Below are 15,475 nucleotides of genomic sequence, written 5' to 3'. Positions count from 1 at the left end.
AGCGAAGGACAGTTGCGAGCGGTGCGTGGTGCCGCCCCTGTTCTTCCTATGCCGGTTGGCGTGCGCGTGACCGGTGCCAGGAGAGCGGATGTGCGGAGGTTGAACGCTTCGCTCGACAGGCTCAAAAACGCGAGACGGGGCCGGGGAGCACCACTCCCGACCCCGCCCGTCCGCACCTTTTCGGCGAACGTTCACTTCAACGCCCCAGGGGCGCGGGGAACTGCGCGACAAGCCACGACGCACCCGCAGCCGCCACACATCCCACTCGCCACGGCGCTACCGCTTCACCTTCCGCGTGGCCCGCAGCCACTCCTTGTTCATGCTCGTGATGGACATCAGCGGGATGCCCTTCGGGCAGGCGGTGGCGCATTCCCCGGTGAGCGTGCACCCGCCGAAGCCCTCGTCGTCCATCTGCGCCACCATGTCCAGGACGCGGGTCTCCCGCTCGGGAGCACCCTGCGGCAGCACGTTCAGGTGGTTGATCTTGGCGGAGGTGAACAGCATCGCCGCCCCGTTGGGACAGGCCGCCACGCACGCCCCGCACCCGATGCACTCGGCGTGCTCGAAGGCGAGGTCGGCGTCCGGCTTCGGCACCGGCGTGGCGTGCGCCTCGGGGGCCGCGCCGGTCGGCGCCGTGATGTAGCCGCCGGCCTGGATGATCCGGTCGAACGCGGACCGGTCCACGACCAGGTCCTTGATGACCGGGAAGGCGGACGCCCGCCACGGCTCGATGTCGATCGTGTCGCCGTCCTTGAACGACCGCATGTGCAACTGGCAGGTCGTCGTCCGCTCGGGCCCGTGCGCATCCCCGTTGATCACCAGGGAACACGCACCGCAGATGCCCTCACGGCAGTCGTGGTCGAAGGCGACCGGGTCCTCGCCCCTGAGGATGAGCTTCTCGTTGAGGGTGTCGAGCATCTCCAGGAAGGACATGTCGGAGGAGATCCCGTCCACCTCGTACGTGGACATGGCGCCGTCGGCGTCGGCGTTCTTCTGCCGCCAGACGCGCAGGGTGAGCTTCATGCGTAGCTCCGCTGGGTGGGGTGGACGTACTCGAAGACCAGGTCTTCCTTGTGCAGGACGGGAGCGGCGCCGGTGTCGGTGAACTCCCAGGCCGCCGCGTAGGTGAACTCGTCGTCCTTGCGGGCCGCCTCGCCGTCCGGCGTCTGCGACTCCTCGCGGAAGTGGCCGCCGCAGGACTCACTGCGGTGCAGCGCGTCGAGGCACATGAGCTCGGCGAGCTCCAGGTAGTCGACGATGCGATTGGCCTTCTCCAGCGACTGGTTGAACTCCTCGCCGCTGCCCGGGACCTTGATGCGGCGCCAGAACTCCTCGCGGATCTGCGGAATGCGCTCCAGCGCCTTGCGCAGCCCGGAGTCCGTGCGGGCCATCCCGCAGAACTCCCACATCAGCTCGCCGAGTTCACGGTGGAAGGAGTCCGGCGTACGGTCGCCGTCCACGGCCAGCATCAGGTTGAGCCGGTCCTGGGTCTCGGCCAGCACCTCCTGGACGACCGGGTGGTCGTCGGTGACCTTCTCGTGGTGCGGGTTGCGGGCCAGGTAGTCGTTGATGGTGGCCGGAAGGACGAAGTAGCCGTCGGCCAGGCCCTGCATCAGGGCCGATGCGCCCAGGCGGTTCGCGCCGTGGTCGGAGAAGTTGGCCTCGCCGATGGCGAACAGGCCGGGGACGGTGGTCTGGAGGTCGTAGTCGACCCACAGGCCGCCCATCGTGTAGTGCACGGCGGGGTAGATCCGCATCGGCACCTCGTACGGATCCTCGTCGGTGATCCGCTGGTACATGTCGAAGAGGTTGCCGTACTTCGCCTCGACGGCCCCCCGGCCCATGCGCTTGATGGCGTCCGCGAAGTCCAGGTACACGCCCTGGCCGCCGGGGCCCACTCCCCTGCCCTCGTCGCAGACGTTCTTCGCGGCGCGGGAGGCGATGTCGCGCGGGACCAGGTTGCCGAAGGAGGGGTAGATGCGCTCCAGGTAGTAGTCCCGCTCGTCCTCGGGGATCTTGTTCGGCGGCCGGTCGTCGCCCTTGGCCTTGGGCACCCAGATCCGGCCGTCGTTGCGCAGCGACTCGCTCATCAGCGTCAGCTTGGACTGGTGGTCGCCGGTGCGCGGGATGCACGTCGGGTGGATCTGCGTGAAGCAGGGGTTGGCGAAGTAGGCGCCGCGCCGGTGGGCCCGCCAGACGGCCGTGGCGTTGGAGTTCATGGCGTTCGTCGACAGGTAGAAGACGTTGCCGTAACCACCGGTCGCCAGTACGACGGCGTCCGCGAAGTACGTGTCGATGCGGCCGGTGATCAGGTCGCGCGCCACGATGCCGCGCGCCTTCCCGTCGATGACGATCAGGTCGAGCATCTCGCTACGCGGGTGCATCTCGATGTTGCCCGCGGCGATCTGCCGGCTGAGGGCCTGGTAGGCGCCGAGCAGCAACTGCTGTCCCGTCTGGCCACGGGCGTAGAACGTCCGGGACACCTGGACTCCGCCGAAGGACCGGGTGTCGAGCAGCCCGCCGTACTCGCGGGCGAACGGCACGCCCTGTGCCACGCACTGGTCGATGATCTCCACGGAGATCTGCGCGAGCCGGTGCACATTGGACTCCCGCGCCCGGAAGTCACCGCCCTTGACCGTGTCGTAGAACAGCCGGTGGACCGAATCCCCGTCGTTGCGGTAGTTCTTCGCCGCGTTGATGCCGCCCTGTGCGGCGATGGAGTGGGCGCGGCGCGGGGAGTCCTGGTAGCAGAACTGGACGACGTGGTAGCCCTGTTCGGCGAGTGTGGCTCCGGCGGAGCCGCCGGCCAGGCCCGTCCCGACCACGATCACCGTGTGTTTGCGCCGGTTGGCGGGGTTGACGAGCTTGGCCTCGAAGCGGCGTTTGTCCCAGCGCTCGTTGACGGGCCCTGAGGGGGCTTTGCCGTCGACGAGGGGTTCGCCGGTCGGGTAGTCGGTGTACGTGTTCATGGTCAGCTCACCACTCCGGTCATGACGCCCACGGGTACGGCGATGAACCCGGCCGTGAGCAGCAGCGCGAGGACGTTGGCGACGGATTTCAGGGCGCGGTCGCGGGTGCGGCTGCCGGCGCCGAGGGTCTGGGCAGCGCTCCAGAAGCCGTGCCGGATGTGCAGGCCGAGGGCGAGCATCGCGACGATGTAGACGACGTTGCCGTACCAGGTGGAGAAGGTGTCCACGACGTTCTGGTAGGGGTGGCCCTCCTGGAAGCCGCCGGAGTGCACGGTGCCGGTCGTCAGGTCGAGGACGTGCCAGACGATGAACAGGCCGAGGATGATGCCGCCCCAGCGCATGGTGCGCGTGGCGTAGGTGGCCCGCGGCTTCTTGTGCACGTACTTGCTGGGACGCGCCCGGATGTCGCGGCGGCTGAGCTGGTACGCCGAGACCGCGTGGGCGACGACGGCGGCGACCAGGACGACGCGGATCAGCCAGAGCGTCCACTCGTAGTGCATGAACGGCTCGCCGACCGTGCGGAGCCAGTGGCCGTAGGCGTTGAACTCGCCCGCGCCGAAGTAGATCTTCAGATTGCCGATCATGTGGGCGACCAGGTACGCCAGCATGATCAGTCCGCTGACCGCCATCACGGTCTTCTTGCCGACGGTGGAGTCCCACACGGTGCGTGCCATGGACGGCCGTCGGTCCGTCCGCGTTGCCAGAGCCATGACCAGGACGCTAGGGCCGAACGGCCCCATCGGTCCAAGACATGGTCCGGCTCGTTTCGATAGCTGATGCCTATGATGGCTGGATGCAGTTCCAGCAGCTCCAGTACTTCGTGGCGGTCGCCGAGACCCGGCACTTCACCCGGGCCGCCGACCTGGTGCATGTCGCGCAGCCCTCGCTGTCGCAGCAGATCAAGGCGCTGGAGCGGGAGTTGGGCGCGGACCTGTTCCTGCGGGCCCGCGGCAACATCACGCTGACGGACGCCGGGGAGGCGCTGCTGCCGCTGGCCCGGCGCATCCTGGCCGACGCGGACACCGCGCGGCACGAGGTGCAGGAACTGGCGCAGCTGCGCCGGGGCCGGGTCCGCCTCGGAGCGACCCCGAGCCTGTGCACGGGTCTGCTCCCGGACGTGCTGCGCGCCTTCCACGACCGCTATCCCGGCATCCGGCTGCTCATCGAGGAGGGTGGCTCGCACGACCTGGTACGGGAGCTGGCGCGCGGCGCCCTCGATCTGGCCCTGGTCGTGCTGCCCCTGCCGACCCCGTCCCCGGCGCTGACCACCGTGGAGCTGCTCCGTGAGGATCTGGTGGTCGTCTCCTCCCCCGAGGCTCCCCGCCCCGGCGGCGGCCGGCGCACCGTGCGCATCGCCGATCTGGAGGGCGAACGTCTGGTGATGTTCCGGCACGGCTATGACCTGCGGGAACTGACCGTTGCCGCGTGCCGTGCCGAGGGCTTCGAGCCGGACTTCGCGGTCGAGGGCGGGGAGATGGACGCGGTGCTGGGATTCGTACGGGCCGGGCTGGGTGTGGCCGTCGTACCGCGCATGGTGGCAGCACGGTCGGGCCGGGGACTGCGGGTGACCCCACTGGCCCGGCCCGGACTGCACCGGACGATCGCGCTGGCCCACCGCAGTGACGTGGCTCCGCCCCGGGCGGCGCGGGAGTTGCAGCGGATGCTGCTGCAGCGGTGAGCGTCAGCTGCGCGGCGCCCGGCGCGGTGTCAGGAGATCCGGCATGCCGATGCGCTCGTAGAAGTCGGCGCGGACGGCGTCGGCGAGGTCGCTGACCCGCTCCGAGCCGTCGTTCGCCGGGTCGATGGTGGTGCGGAAGGGGCGCTCGCCCTTCGGGGTGTCGACGATGCGGACGATGGCGTCGGCGACCTCCCGGACGTCGGCGTCGGCCGGTGACAGTGCGGCCAGTGCCTTGCCGACGTCGTCCATCAGACCGGCGTAGCAGGCGTCGTACGCCTCTGCCGTGGTCGTATCGGCAGGGTGCATCGCGTGGGCGAAGTGGTTGGTGCCCGAGGTGAAGGCGCCGGGGACGACGATGGCCGTGTCGATGCCGAAGCGGCTGAGCTCGACCGCGTAGCTCTTGGCGAGGTGATCCATGGCGGCCTTGGCGCCGAAGTACGGGCCGAGGTAGGGCGGGGTGCCGCCGTAGGTGCTGGACGACCCCACCCACAGCAGCAGGCCGTCGCGCCGGGCCCGCATCCCCGGCAGCACGGCACGGTTGACGCGCTGTGTGGACAGCACGTTGGTGTCGTAGATCTCGGCGATCTGCTCGGGGGTGAACGATTCCGTCGGGCCGAGCACCATGTGCCCGGCGTTGTGCACGACGACATCGATCCGGCCCGCCTCGGCGACGACCCGCGCGACCCCGGCGTCCACGGACTCCTGGCGGGAGACGTCGAGTTCGACGGTGCGCAGCGCGACACCGTGCTGGTCGGTGTAGGACAGGGCGTCGGCGACGGCCGGGGCGTTGCGGCCGGTCGTCTGCCGTATGCCGGCGTAGACGGTGTGTCCGGCGTCGGCGAGGGCGCGGGCCGTCAGGGCGCCGAAGCCGCTGGAGGCACCCGTGACGAGGGCGACGTAGGGCATGGTGATCTCCTTGCGCGAAGCGAAGTCTGAGGGCGGGCCGGACGGTTCAGGCGGTTCGGGCTTCAGACTTCAGGCGAAGGTGATGACGCTGCGCCCGTGCGCCGAGCCGTCGGCCATCGCGTCGAGGACGGCCGGTGCCTGGTCCAGGGTGATCGGGGTGATCTCGGGCAGGATGCCGTGGGCCGCAGAGAAGGCGAGGGTGTCGCGCAGGTCGTGGGGCGAGCCGGAGGGGGACGCCGCCACGTGCAGGCGGTTGAGGATCATGGGCTGGGTGGGCAGCGTGAGCGGCTCGGAGCCGTAGCCGAGGAGCAGGAGGGTGCCGTCGGGGGCGATGCCGCCCAGGGTGGCGGTGGCCGCGGCGGTGGAGGGGGCGGCGTTGAGGACCAGGTCGGCGCCGCCGTCCCATGCCTTGAGTGCCCCGGCCGGGTCGGACTCGTCGGTGGCGACGAACAGTTCGGCGCCCAGGGTCTTGGCCTGGTCCTCGCCGCGTCGGGAGCGGCTCACCACGGCGACGCGGGCACCCATGGCGACGGCGTAGCGCACGGCCAGCGCACCCACTCCGCCCAGACCGACGACGGCGACCCGGGAACCGGCCTTCGCGCCGCCCTGCCGCAGACCGTTGAAGGCGGTGAGGCCGGCGCACATCAGCGGCGCCGCGGCGACGGGGTCGAGGCCGTCCGGCAGCGGGGTGACGAAGTCGGCCTTGAGCAGGGCGTACTCGGCGTAGCCACCGTCGGCCACGATGCCGGTGATCCGCTTGCGGGGGCACAGGATCTGGTCGCCGCGCACGCAGTGGTCGCAGTGGCCGCAGGAGTCGTACAGGAACTGGGCGCCGACCGCCGTGCCGACCTCGGGGAAGGTCACGCCCTCGCCGACGGCGGTCACGACTCCGGTGATCTCGTGGCCGGGGACGACGGGATACCGGGCGAAGGGGTAGTGGCCGCGCAGCAGGTTCAGGTCGGAGAAACACACGCCGCAGGCGGTGACCTTGACCAGGACCTCACCGGGGGCGGGCCGGGGGACGTCGAGGGTGTCGAGGGTGAGGGGGAGATTCGCGCCGATGGCGACGGCAGCACGCATCGCGGGCTCCAGAGGACTAGGGGGGCCAGGGGGTACGCCGGGAAGTTCTGGTACTTCCGTGCTTTCGAGTCTTGGGGGCCTGTCCGGTCCCGTCCAATGCCTCTTCCCGCGCGATTGATGCCGAGACGGCATAGGCGCAGGTCTACGCCGTCCCTCTCACCCGCACGGCCGCACGCACCGCCTCGACGAAGCTCGCGACGAGCGGCGAGGGGCGCGCGGCGTTCCAGGCCAGGGCCACCTGCCCGGGCGGTACGTCGGCGACCGGGACGTAGGCGATGTCGGACCGGGGGAACGCGGCCGCGACGGAGTTCGGCACGAAGGCGATGCCGCGCCCGCCCCTGACGTAGCCCAGCAGCTCCTCCATGTCGTGGAAGGCGGGGCCGTGGCCGGGGCGGCTGCCGTCGGGGCGCGGATCGGCGTTCCATACGGCCGACCAGGCCTCCGCTGCCTCGGCGTACTCCAGGACCGGGTCGTCTGCCAGAGCCGTGAGGGCGACCTTCGCGTCGCCTGCCCGCGCGTGATCGACGGGCAGTACGGCGGTGAGGTGTTCGGGGTACAGGGGCAGCAGATCCACCCCGTCGGCCTCGACGGGCGGCCGTACGAACCCGACGTCGACGCTGCCGTCCAGCAGGACCCGCGCCTGACTCCACCAGCGCAGCCGGACCAGCTCGATGGACACATCGGGATGCTGCCCGGAAAAGGCGTTCAGCGCGAGGCTGACGTCCGTGCCGAGCATGAAGCCCACGACCAGCGCGTCGTCCCCGGCGCTGATCCGGCGGGCCCGCTCCTGGGCGGCCTCGGCGGCGGCGAGCAGCGCCTTGGCGTCGCGCAGGAACTGTTCACCGGCCGGGGTGAGCGCGACCTCGCGCGTGCTGCGGGTGAACAGCTCCACCCGCAGCTCGTGCTCCAGCTGCCGCACCTGTCGGGACAGCGCCGGCTGCGTGACATGCAGGGCGAGGGCCGCCTGCCCGAAGTGCCTGCGCTCGGCCACGGCCACGAAGTAGCGCAGCTTGCGCAGATCCAGATCGATCGGCCGGTCGGGCATGACTTCACGCTATATGACCGTGAAGGCGCCGCACGGGGGCGGGCAGCAGCCCATCTCCGACCCGCACCGGGGCGGGCAGCGGCCCGCGTTCTCCCACACGGGGCCGGGCGGCGGCCCGCCTTCGTCCCGCACCGGGGCAGGCAGCGGCCCGCGCTCTTCCCGCACCGGGGCCGGGCCGGGAAGCACCCCCCGTACCGGCCAGGCCCCAGGGGCTGGCCGGTACGGGGCCCGAATGCAGCCCCGTCCTGTCCCGTTCGGCCCCGCCGTTCAGCCCGTCGCGTCCACCAGTGCCAGCTCGTGCAGTCGGTCCGGTGGGCCCGGGCGGGCGTAGTACCAGCCCTGGGCCGTGTCGCAGCCCAGAATCCGCAGTTGCTCCGCCTGGGCGCCGGTCTCCACGCCCTCCACCGTCACCGCGAGGCTCAGGCTGTGCGCCAGGGAGACGATCCCCTCGACGATCTTGAGATCGACGGGGTCGGCCGGGAACTGCTGCATGCTCTGGGTGAAGGAGCGGTCCAGCTTGAGGATGCTCACCGGCAGGCGGCGCAGGTTGGCCAGGTTGGAGTAACCGGTGCCGAAGTCGTCCAGGGCGATGTCGACGCCCATCTCGGCCAGCCGGCGCAGGGGTTTGAGCAGGTCGTCGTCGGCACCGATGAGGGCCGACTCGGTGACTTCCAGGCACAGCGAGTCCGGCTGCACGCCCGCGCGTTCCAGGATATCCACGGTGTCCTGGACCAGCCCGGGATGGGTGAGCTGGCAGGGCGAGAGGTTGACGTTGATGCGGAGGGGGCCCGCGTCGTCGCGCCGTTCTCGCCACTCGCGTGCCTGGCGCACCGACTGTTCCAGCACCCAGCGGCCGAGCGGCACGATGAGCCCGGTGTGCTCGGCGAGCGGGATGAACCGGTCCGGGCCGAGAACGCCGTGCTGCGGATGCAGCCAGCGCACCAGCGCCTCCGCGCCGCGCACGCTGCCGTCGCCGAGGTGGACCAGCGGCTGGTACTCGATGAAGAACTCGCCCCGCTCCAGGGCCGCCGGCAGCGCCGTGGTCAGCCCGTGCCGGGTGATGGCGCGGGCGTCGGCCTCCGGGTCGGCCAGCTCGAAGCGGTTGCCGCCCGCCGACTTGGCCCGGTACATCGTGATGTCGGCGCTGCGCAGCACCTCCGCCGGGCTGCGCTCCCCCGCCGGGCCCTCGACGATGCCGATGCTGCCGCGCACGGTCAGCTCGCGGCCGTCGATGCTGATGGGGGCGATCAGCACGTTCATGATGCGGGCGGCGAGTTCGTCGACCTCGCGCTCGGTGTCCGGGCCGGTGGTCAGCGCCACGAACTCGTCGCCGCCGAGCCGCGCGACCATCTCGCCGGGCGCGGTGGCACAGGACTGCAGCCGGTCGGCGACCTCGACGAGCAGCCGGTCGCCGGCCGCGTGGCCGAGGCTGTCGTTGACGGTCTTGAAGCCGTCCAGGTCGAGGTAGCACAGTCCGAACCGCTGTCCTTCGCCGGCACCCAGTGCCTTCTCCAGGCGTTCGAAGAAGAACGTGCGGTTGGGCAGCCCCGTGAGGGCGTCGTGCGTGGCCTCGTAGCGCAGCCGCAGATTGAGCAGGCGCCGCTCGGTGGTGTCCTCCATCAGGGCCAGCTGGTACTGCGGGTCGCCGTCGGCGTCGCGCAGCAGGGAGACCGTGAGGTTGGTCCACAGGACCGTTCCGTCAGGCCGGTAGAAGGCCTTCTCCAGGTGGTAGTGCTCGCGCTCGCCGCGGACGAGTTCGTCGTAGAGCTTCCAGGTCTGCGGGGCGTCCTCGGGGTGGGTCCACTGCATGACGTTGCGGCCGTGCATGGTCTGCTCGGAGACGCCGAACATGCGCAGCAGCGCACCGTTGACCTGGAGGACGTTGCCCGCCAGGTCGGCGATGCCGATTCCTATGGCCGCGCCCTCGAAGACCGCGCGGAAGCGGGCCTCGGTCGCGTGCAGGGCCTGTGCCACGACGCCCTGTGCCTTGAGGGCGGCCGCGGAGATCGCCTCCTGCTCGGCCAGCGTCCGCTCGCGCAGCGCCTGCGCGAACCCGGCGGCCATGGCGTGCTGCAGCCGCGAGGAACGGGCCCGCAGGTCCTCCGGGTCGCCGCCGTCACCGCAGTAGAGCACCAGGTAGGCGTCCACGCAGTCCAGCGAACGGCTCAGCGCCTCCGGGTCGGTGCAGTGCGCGGTGACGAGCGCGGTGCCGACCGCCTTGCCCTGGTTCGCGTCGAAGGTCCTGGCCCTGAGCGCCTCGCTCAACCGCCGGGCGAGCGGCAGGAGTTGCTCCTCGAACTCCGGCCGGGTCGACGAGGTCGAGGTCACCGGAAAGACCGCCCGGCTCCAGATCGTCGCGAACCGGCGCAGTCTGTCCTCCGGCCCGTCCGGCCCCGCGCTCACGCCGTACGCCCCACGCCGGCGAAACCGGAGAAGGCATACGGATCCTCGTCCTCCGGTGCGGTGTCCGGCCGCCAGCGCGGCATCGGCACCAGTCCGGGTTCCACCATGTCGTACCCCTCGAAGAACCGCGCGATCTGCTCGCGCGAGCGCATGATCAGCGGGTTGCGAATGTCCTTGTAAACGTCGACCGTGCCCTTGGCCCGCTCCTCGGGCAGCGGGATTCCCTCGTACGAGGCATGGGTGAGCACCAGCATGCTGCCGGGCGCGAGCGCGTCGCGCAGCTGGGCGACCGCCTCGTAGGGTTCGTCCTCGTCCTCCACGAAGTGCAGTATGGCAACGAGAAGCAGCGCCACTGGCCGGTTCAGGTCGATGAGGCCCTCGACCTGCGAACTGGCCAGGATCTCCTTGGGCTTGCGCAGATCCGCGGCGACGACGTCCGTGCCGTCGGTGCCCTCCAGGACGGCCTGGCTGTGTGCGACGGCGACCGGGTCGTGGTCGACGTACACCACGCGTGCGTCGGGAGTGGCCTTCTGGGCCACCTCGTGGACGTTGCCGAAGGTCGGGATGCCGGAGCCGATGTCCAGGAACTGGGTGATGCCCTCGTCGGCCGCGAAGCGCACCGCGCGGCGCATGAACGCCCGGTTGGCCTGCATGATCTTGGGGAGTCCCGGCATGAACTCCATGGCCTTGCGGGCCGCTTCCCGGTCGACCTCGAAGTTGTGCGAACCGCCCAGGTAGTAGTCGTAGATCCGCGAGACACTGGGCACCGAGATGTCGATGCCCCGTGGGGCCCAGGCGGGACGCTCCATCTATCTCTCCAAGGCTTAGGCGATCCGGTGTTCGAGCAGAGGCTACTGATCGCCCGCCAAAGGAGCGAGCGGAAACGGAAATTGACCATCCGTTCCCGGTCACTGCCAGCGGCACGTGCCGAATTGATGCCCCGTGCACCCGCCGTGAAAAGCATCCGAAGCTTCCGAACCTTTCCCCAGAGTTCCGAACCATGGTGAAAGGGGCGAAGAATACCGGTGAATGACGGCAAACCGGTCCGCCCCCTGCGCGTGGAGCTCAGGGGGCGGACCGGTGGGTCGGGCGCGCCGTCCGTTCGTCCGGCACTCTCGCTGTTCTCGTCCCTCCCTTCCGTGGTGCGTACTCGGCTGGGTGAGGCGATCAACCCTGGGGAGGTGTGATCTCTACTTCTCCGACGCGCCGACCGGCTTGCCGTCGGGGCGGATGGCGAACCAGGTGCCGCCGACGCCCTGACCGTTGGTGTCGCCGGGCTTCTTGTCACCGGCGAAGGTGTAGATGGGCACGCAGTCGATGGTCTGCTGCTTGATGCCGTCGGGCCGGTCGAAGACCACGTAGCCCTGGCCCCTGGGACCGGACCCCTTCAGATCGATGCCCTCGGTGTCCTCGGCGTCGACCGGCGCGATGACCGGCCACTTCTCCAGGCACTCGCCGGTGCACGCCGTCTTCATCGGCCAGGGCGAGTCCTTCATGAACCGGTAGACCGTGTGGCCGTTCTTGTCGATGACGATCTCGCCGAGCTTTGGATCCTTGCGGGTGGACAGCCCGGGCAGATCGCCCGCCTCGGCACCGGCGCCACCCTCCGCCTTCTTGCCGTCGGGGGCGAGCGCGTACCAAGTGCCGCCCACGCCCTGGCCGTTGACATCACCGGCGTTGGCGTCCTTGGCGAAGCGGTACGCCGGCCAGCCGTCGACGGTCAGCTGCTTGGTGCCGTCGGAGCGGGTCACCGAGCCGAGCAGCGCCTTGTCGATACCGGCGCCGGCGGTGGCGTCGTCCGCGGGGACCGGGGGCCACTTCTTCGCGCAGTCGCCGTCGCAGTTCGACTTGGGCGGCTCCGCGACGTCCTTGTCGAAGCGGTAGAGCGTCAGGCCGGCGCTGTCGGTCAGCACCTTGCCGAGTTCCTGGTTGGTGGAGACGGACAGCTCACCGGCGGAGGCGGCCCCCGTGGCGGCGCTCTCCTGACCGGCCGCGCCGGGGTCGTAACCGGATCCGTTGCCAAGGCCGGTGCCCGCGCTGCCGTAATCACCGGCCGCGGCCGTTGCGCCCACATTCTGGCTGCTCGCCGGCGGCGCGGTTTCCGAGCCGCATGCCGTCGTCAGCGCCGCCACCGCCACGGCGCTCACCACGAGCGAGGCGCTCCGCCACGAGGTCTTCATCGTCAACTCCCCATAATCACAAGGGTGTTGCAGCGCCCTGCTGCGCCGCCGCACGACAAGGGGTACGCACGAAAGCCACTCTCGTGTTCAACCGGCGCACAAATTTCTTTCCGAAAGCTGTGACGCGGCCCGCATCACGGCCGTGACAACGACCGCGCCACCTGCGCCCACACCCGGCTCACGCGCGGCATCCGTCACCTCTCGCGTCGCACATGCGTACGTCCGGGCCGTCACATCCGCGCCCGCTCGGCAAACCTTTCGAGGGCCATACGTCGCCCTTTCGAGGCAATCCGCCCGCGCTACGGCACGTGAGAGCGTGCACGGAGCTGAAGATCTTCGTCGTGTATGGACTCGAACCGACCCAATCCACCCTGATGACAAGGGTGTTGACGCTGGTCACGCTGACCTGGCTCCTGGTCGCGGCACCGGCCGGCGGGGCCTCGGCCACCGTCTGCGCGTACGCCGACACAGGGCCGGACGGCGCAACGGCGGTGGCGGTCGTCGGGGACCTCACCTGGCCGACGCCCACGCAGTGCCCCGTACCGACGCCGACGCCCACCCCCACCCCGACGCCCTCACCCTCTCCGAAGCCCACGCCCGACCCCACGCCCACCCCAGCGCCGAAACCCACGCCCACCCCGGAACCCGAACCCCCGCCTCCCCCGCCACCGCCACCGCCGGCCCCGCCGGCTCCCCGGCCCGCACCGCCTCGCCCGCGGCCGATCCCCCCGCCCACCCCGACCCCAACCCCGAAGCCGTCGGCCAAGCTCACCCCAAGCCGGCCCGCGGCCCCGGTGCACTACCCGGCCTACCGCGCCACCCATCACCGACGGGCGACACATGACGCCCCGTCGCCCCTCACCTTCGTCCTGCTCATCGCGGCGCCCGCGATCGCCGCCGTCGCCGCGCTGCGTCCACGCTGACCCTTGGAGGCTTCTCTTGCCGGAATGGCTTGTTCTCACCCTCGCGATGCTGGCCGCCTGCTCCGTGGTGGTCATCGTCACCCTCGTCCGGCACCGCACCGCCCCCGAGGACGAGGATCCCTCCGAGACGCCGGACGTCATCGAGTACATGACGATGTGGATCGGTGTGGTGTACGCCATCGTCCTGGGCCTGGCCATCGCCGGTGTGTGGGAGGGCCGCAGCGCCGCCGAGGACCACGTCCAGGCGGAGGCCGTGGCGCTGCACGAGGTCTCGGAGCGCGTCCGGGTGTATCCGGCCGACATCCGTGACCGTATTCGGGATGATGTCAACACCTATGTCGGACACGTGGTCACCACCGAGTGGAAGACGATGTCCGACGACGGCCGGGTCACCGAGCGGGGCACCGAGCTCCTCCAGCGCCTCCGCGAGGACGTCACCGACTACGAGCCGAGGACGGACTTCGAGGCGCAGGCCTACCAGCCGCTCCTGGACCAGGTGACGGCGGCCGACCAGGCGCGCAGCGCCCGCGCGAACTCGACCGGGGAGACCATGCCGGGCGTGGTGTGGTTCGGACTGATCGCAGGCGGCATCGTCACGATCGGGATGATCTTCGCCCTGCAGATCCGGCGCACCCCACGGGAGCTGATCCTCGCCGGGCTGTTCTCCGCACTGATCGCCTTCCTGCTCTTCCTCATCTGGGACTTCGACGCGCCGTACAGCCGTGGCGTGACGGCGTCGGCGGAGCCGTTCCTGGAGCTCTTCCCGCACATCAAGGGCTGACAGGCCGTCGCCCGACGGGCCGCCGGGGGACGCCGCGTGAGTCGACGTCGGCACTCCACGCGAGGACGCCACGCCGCTGCCGTCCCCCGGTCGCGCCAACGCTTTCCCCTGAGCGGCCCACACGGTTGCCCCATTCGTACGACAGCGATCGCGCAGGTGTGCGCGCCTTTCTAGCGTTCCCAGCATCGAGGTGCATTTACGGCACAAGCGGGCAAAGGTCCGCGACTGCTCCTCGGGGACCCGGAGGGAACACCATGCGCGCGATACGTGTCGCTTCGGCCGCACTGCTGGGCGTCAGCGCCCTCGCCCTGACCGCACCCACCGCCCAGGCCCGTGGGGACACCGAGGGGGGGTTCCGGGTCGGTGTGCTGCCCTCCACCGTCGCCCCCGGTGGACGGGTCACGCTGCACGCGACCGGCTGCGAGCAGAGCGTCAGCGTGTCGTCGGGGGTCTTCGACACGATCATCATTCCCCGGGGGTACACATCCGGCCGGGCCGTGGTCGACTGGGAGGCCAAGCCGGGTGCCGTGTACGAGGTGTCGTTCCGCTGCGGCACCTTCTGGCAGGACGTCGACCTCACCATCGCCGGTGGCCGGGACGGCGCGCCCCCGCACTGGGAGAAGGGCGTGCAGGCCGGTGAGGGCGGCACGTTCGCCGACCTGAACCTCAAGCAGGTCGGCCTGGGCGGCGCGCTGATCGCGGCCACCCTCGCCACGGCGCACCACCTCTCCCGGCGCCGCCGCGGCGAGGAGGGGGACGGCGCCTGACGCCGCCCCCGCGCACACAGGCCGCACGCACACCGGCCGCACGCACGCAGGACTTCGCCCCGGGTTCCCCCGCAGAGGGGGCCGGGGCGAAGTCCTGTGAACGTGCGGCCGGTCTCCTGTCGGGCAGCGGGATCAGATCTGCTTCTCCGCCCGCCGCCGCATCCAGAACACCCCGCCACCGATGAGGGCAACGGCGATGAGCCCGCCTCCGATGGCCATGTCGGTAGGCGTCGCACCCGTGGTGCTGCTGCCGCCGAGGCCGCCGCGGACACCGCCGATGACGGTGAAGGCGTTCGGGTGGGTCAGCGGCCGCCCGGCGCCCGTGCAGTGGACCGTGATGCTGTGCGCACCCGACCGCGCGTTCCTGTCGATCGTCGCGGTGCCCTTGGCCGTGCTGCCGCCCGGGACCGGGCTCAGCGTGGTGGCGGGGAACGCGTCCGAGGTCGCGGTGCCGCCCTGCGGGCAGCCGTCGACGGTGATGGTCAGTTGCCCGCCGCGCGCGATGACGCTGGGCAGGGCGACGATGTTGCTCGGTCCGACGGGTGGCATGCCGTCCCGGGCCGCGGCCACCGGGGCGGCGATGCCGAGCGCGGCAACCGCGGTGGCAGCGGCCGCCAGGGCACGAGTAGTACGCATGTGATCCTCCGCGGAAGACGCCCCGGGAACCGTCCCCGGTCGATCGGCGAGAAAGCGCCTCCCAGAAAGACCCTCAGTTGCCGTGCCCGAGGCCGCATTTCGGCACT

General features: G+C 70.7%; 14 protein-coding genes. 4 read left to right on the top strand and 10 right to left on the bottom strand.

Annotation, left to right across the window (positions count from 1 at the left end):
- Window positions 1-276: 276 nt before the first annotated feature.
- Genes POF73_RS07055 through POF73_RS07045 form a run of 3 tightly spaced genes read right to left on the bottom strand, consistent with a single transcriptional unit; the run spans window position 277 to window position 3,643 of the window.
- Complete coding sequence (locus POF73_RS07055) at window positions 277-1,023, bottom strand: succinate dehydrogenase/fumarate reductase iron-sulfur subunit (protein WP_272113631.1); 747 nt, start codon at window positions 1,021-1,023, stop codon at window positions 277-279.
- Window positions 1,020-2,969 carry a fumarate reductase/succinate dehydrogenase flavoprotein subunit gene (locus POF73_RS07050; RefSeq protein WP_272113630.1) on the bottom strand — a complete coding sequence of 650 codons (1,950 nt, stop codon included), beginning with the start codon at window positions 2,967-2,969 and terminating at the stop codon, window positions 1,020-1,022. The genes POF73_RS07055 and POF73_RS07050 overlap by 4 nt, the downstream gene beginning before the upstream one ends.
- Before the next feature lie 2 nt (window positions 2,970-2,971).
- On the bottom strand, window positions 2,972-3,643 hold the full coding sequence (locus POF73_RS07045) for a succinate dehydrogenase (RefSeq protein ID WP_272113768.1): 672 nt from the start codon (window positions 3,641-3,643) through the stop codon (window positions 2,972-2,974).
- Between the two features lie 119 nt (window positions 3,644-3,762).
- Here POF73_RS07045 and POF73_RS07040 point away from each other — a divergent pair, with 119 nt between their 5' ends.
- The gene (locus tag POF73_RS07040; protein ID WP_272113629.1) at window positions 3,763-4,647 is read left to right on the top strand and encodes a LysR family transcriptional regulator; all 885 of its coding nucleotides are present in this window, start codon (window positions 3,763-3,765) and stop codon (window positions 4,645-4,647) included.
- 3 nt (window positions 4,648-4,650) lie between these two features.
- Here the strand turns inward: POF73_RS07040 and POF73_RS07035 are convergent, their stop codons facing one another.
- The 6 genes from POF73_RS07035 to POF73_RS07010 form a co-directional block, all read right to left on the bottom strand.
- The gene (locus POF73_RS07035; RefSeq protein ID WP_272113628.1) at window positions 4,651-5,553 is read right to left on the bottom strand and encodes an SDR family oxidoreductase; all 903 of its coding nucleotides are present in this window, start codon (window positions 5,551-5,553) and stop codon (window positions 4,651-4,653) included.
- A gap of 69 nt (window positions 5,554-5,622) precedes the next feature.
- A complete protein-coding gene (locus POF73_RS07030; protein WP_272113627.1) occupies window positions 5,623-6,633 on the bottom strand; it encodes an alcohol dehydrogenase catalytic domain-containing protein in 1,011 nt (336 codons plus the stop codon).
- A 142-nt stretch (window positions 6,634-6,775) separates the two neighbouring features.
- Window positions 6,776-7,678 (bottom strand): LysR family transcriptional regulator, encoded by a 903-nt coding sequence (locus tag POF73_RS07025; RefSeq protein WP_272113626.1) that lies wholly within the window; start codon window positions 7,676-7,678, stop codon window positions 6,776-6,778.
- 267 nt (window positions 7,679-7,945) lie between these two features.
- Window positions 7,946-10,081 (bottom strand): putative bifunctional diguanylate cyclase/phosphodiesterase, encoded by a 2,136-nt coding sequence (locus POF73_RS07020; RefSeq protein WP_272113625.1) that lies wholly within the window; start codon window positions 10,079-10,081, stop codon window positions 7,946-7,948.
- Entirely contained in the window at window positions 10,078-10,890 is an 813-nt protein-coding gene (locus POF73_RS07015) for an SAM-dependent methyltransferase (protein WP_272113624.1), read from the bottom strand. The genes POF73_RS07020 and POF73_RS07015 overlap by 4 nt, the downstream gene beginning before the upstream one ends.
- A gap of 381 nt (window positions 10,891-11,271) precedes the next feature.
- Window positions 11,272-12,261 (bottom strand): SCO0930 family lipoprotein, encoded by a 990-nt coding sequence (locus POF73_RS07010; protein WP_272113623.1) that lies wholly within the window; start codon window positions 12,259-12,261, stop codon window positions 11,272-11,274.
- Between the two features lie 374 nt (window positions 12,262-12,635).
- Between POF73_RS07010 and POF73_RS07005 the strand changes: the two genes are divergently transcribed.
- From POF73_RS07005 to POF73_RS06995, 3 genes are all read left to right on the top strand, one after another.
- Window positions 12,636-13,184, top strand: a complete 549-nt coding sequence (locus POF73_RS07005; protein ID WP_272113622.1) for a hypothetical protein — start codon at window positions 12,636-12,638, stop codon at window positions 13,182-13,184.
- Window positions 13,185-13,200: 16 nt separating this feature from the next.
- Window positions 13,201-13,965, top strand: a complete 765-nt coding sequence (locus POF73_RS07000) for a bestrophin-like domain (protein WP_272113621.1) — start codon at window positions 13,201-13,203, stop codon at window positions 13,963-13,965.
- A gap of 254 nt (window positions 13,966-14,219) precedes the next feature.
- Window positions 14,220-14,732, top strand: coding sequence for a hypothetical protein (locus POF73_RS06995; protein WP_272113620.1), 513 nt, complete (start codon window positions 14,220-14,222; stop codon window positions 14,730-14,732).
- A gap of 132 nt (window positions 14,733-14,864) precedes the next feature.
- Here the strand turns inward: POF73_RS06995 and POF73_RS06990 are convergent, their stop codons facing one another.
- On the bottom strand, window positions 14,865-15,368 hold the full coding sequence (locus tag POF73_RS06990) for a hypothetical protein (RefSeq protein ID WP_272113619.1): 504 nt from the start codon (window positions 15,366-15,368) through the stop codon (window positions 14,865-14,867).
- Window positions 15,369-15,475: the final 107 nt, after the last annotated feature.

This window comes from Streptomyces sp. HD (assembly GCF_028369295.1).
GTDB lineage: Bacteria > Actinomycetota > Actinomycetes > Streptomycetales > Streptomycetaceae > Streptomyces.
The sequence above is the reverse complement of the archived record's forward strand: the minus strand, read 5'-3'. Positions and strand labels throughout refer to the sequence as shown.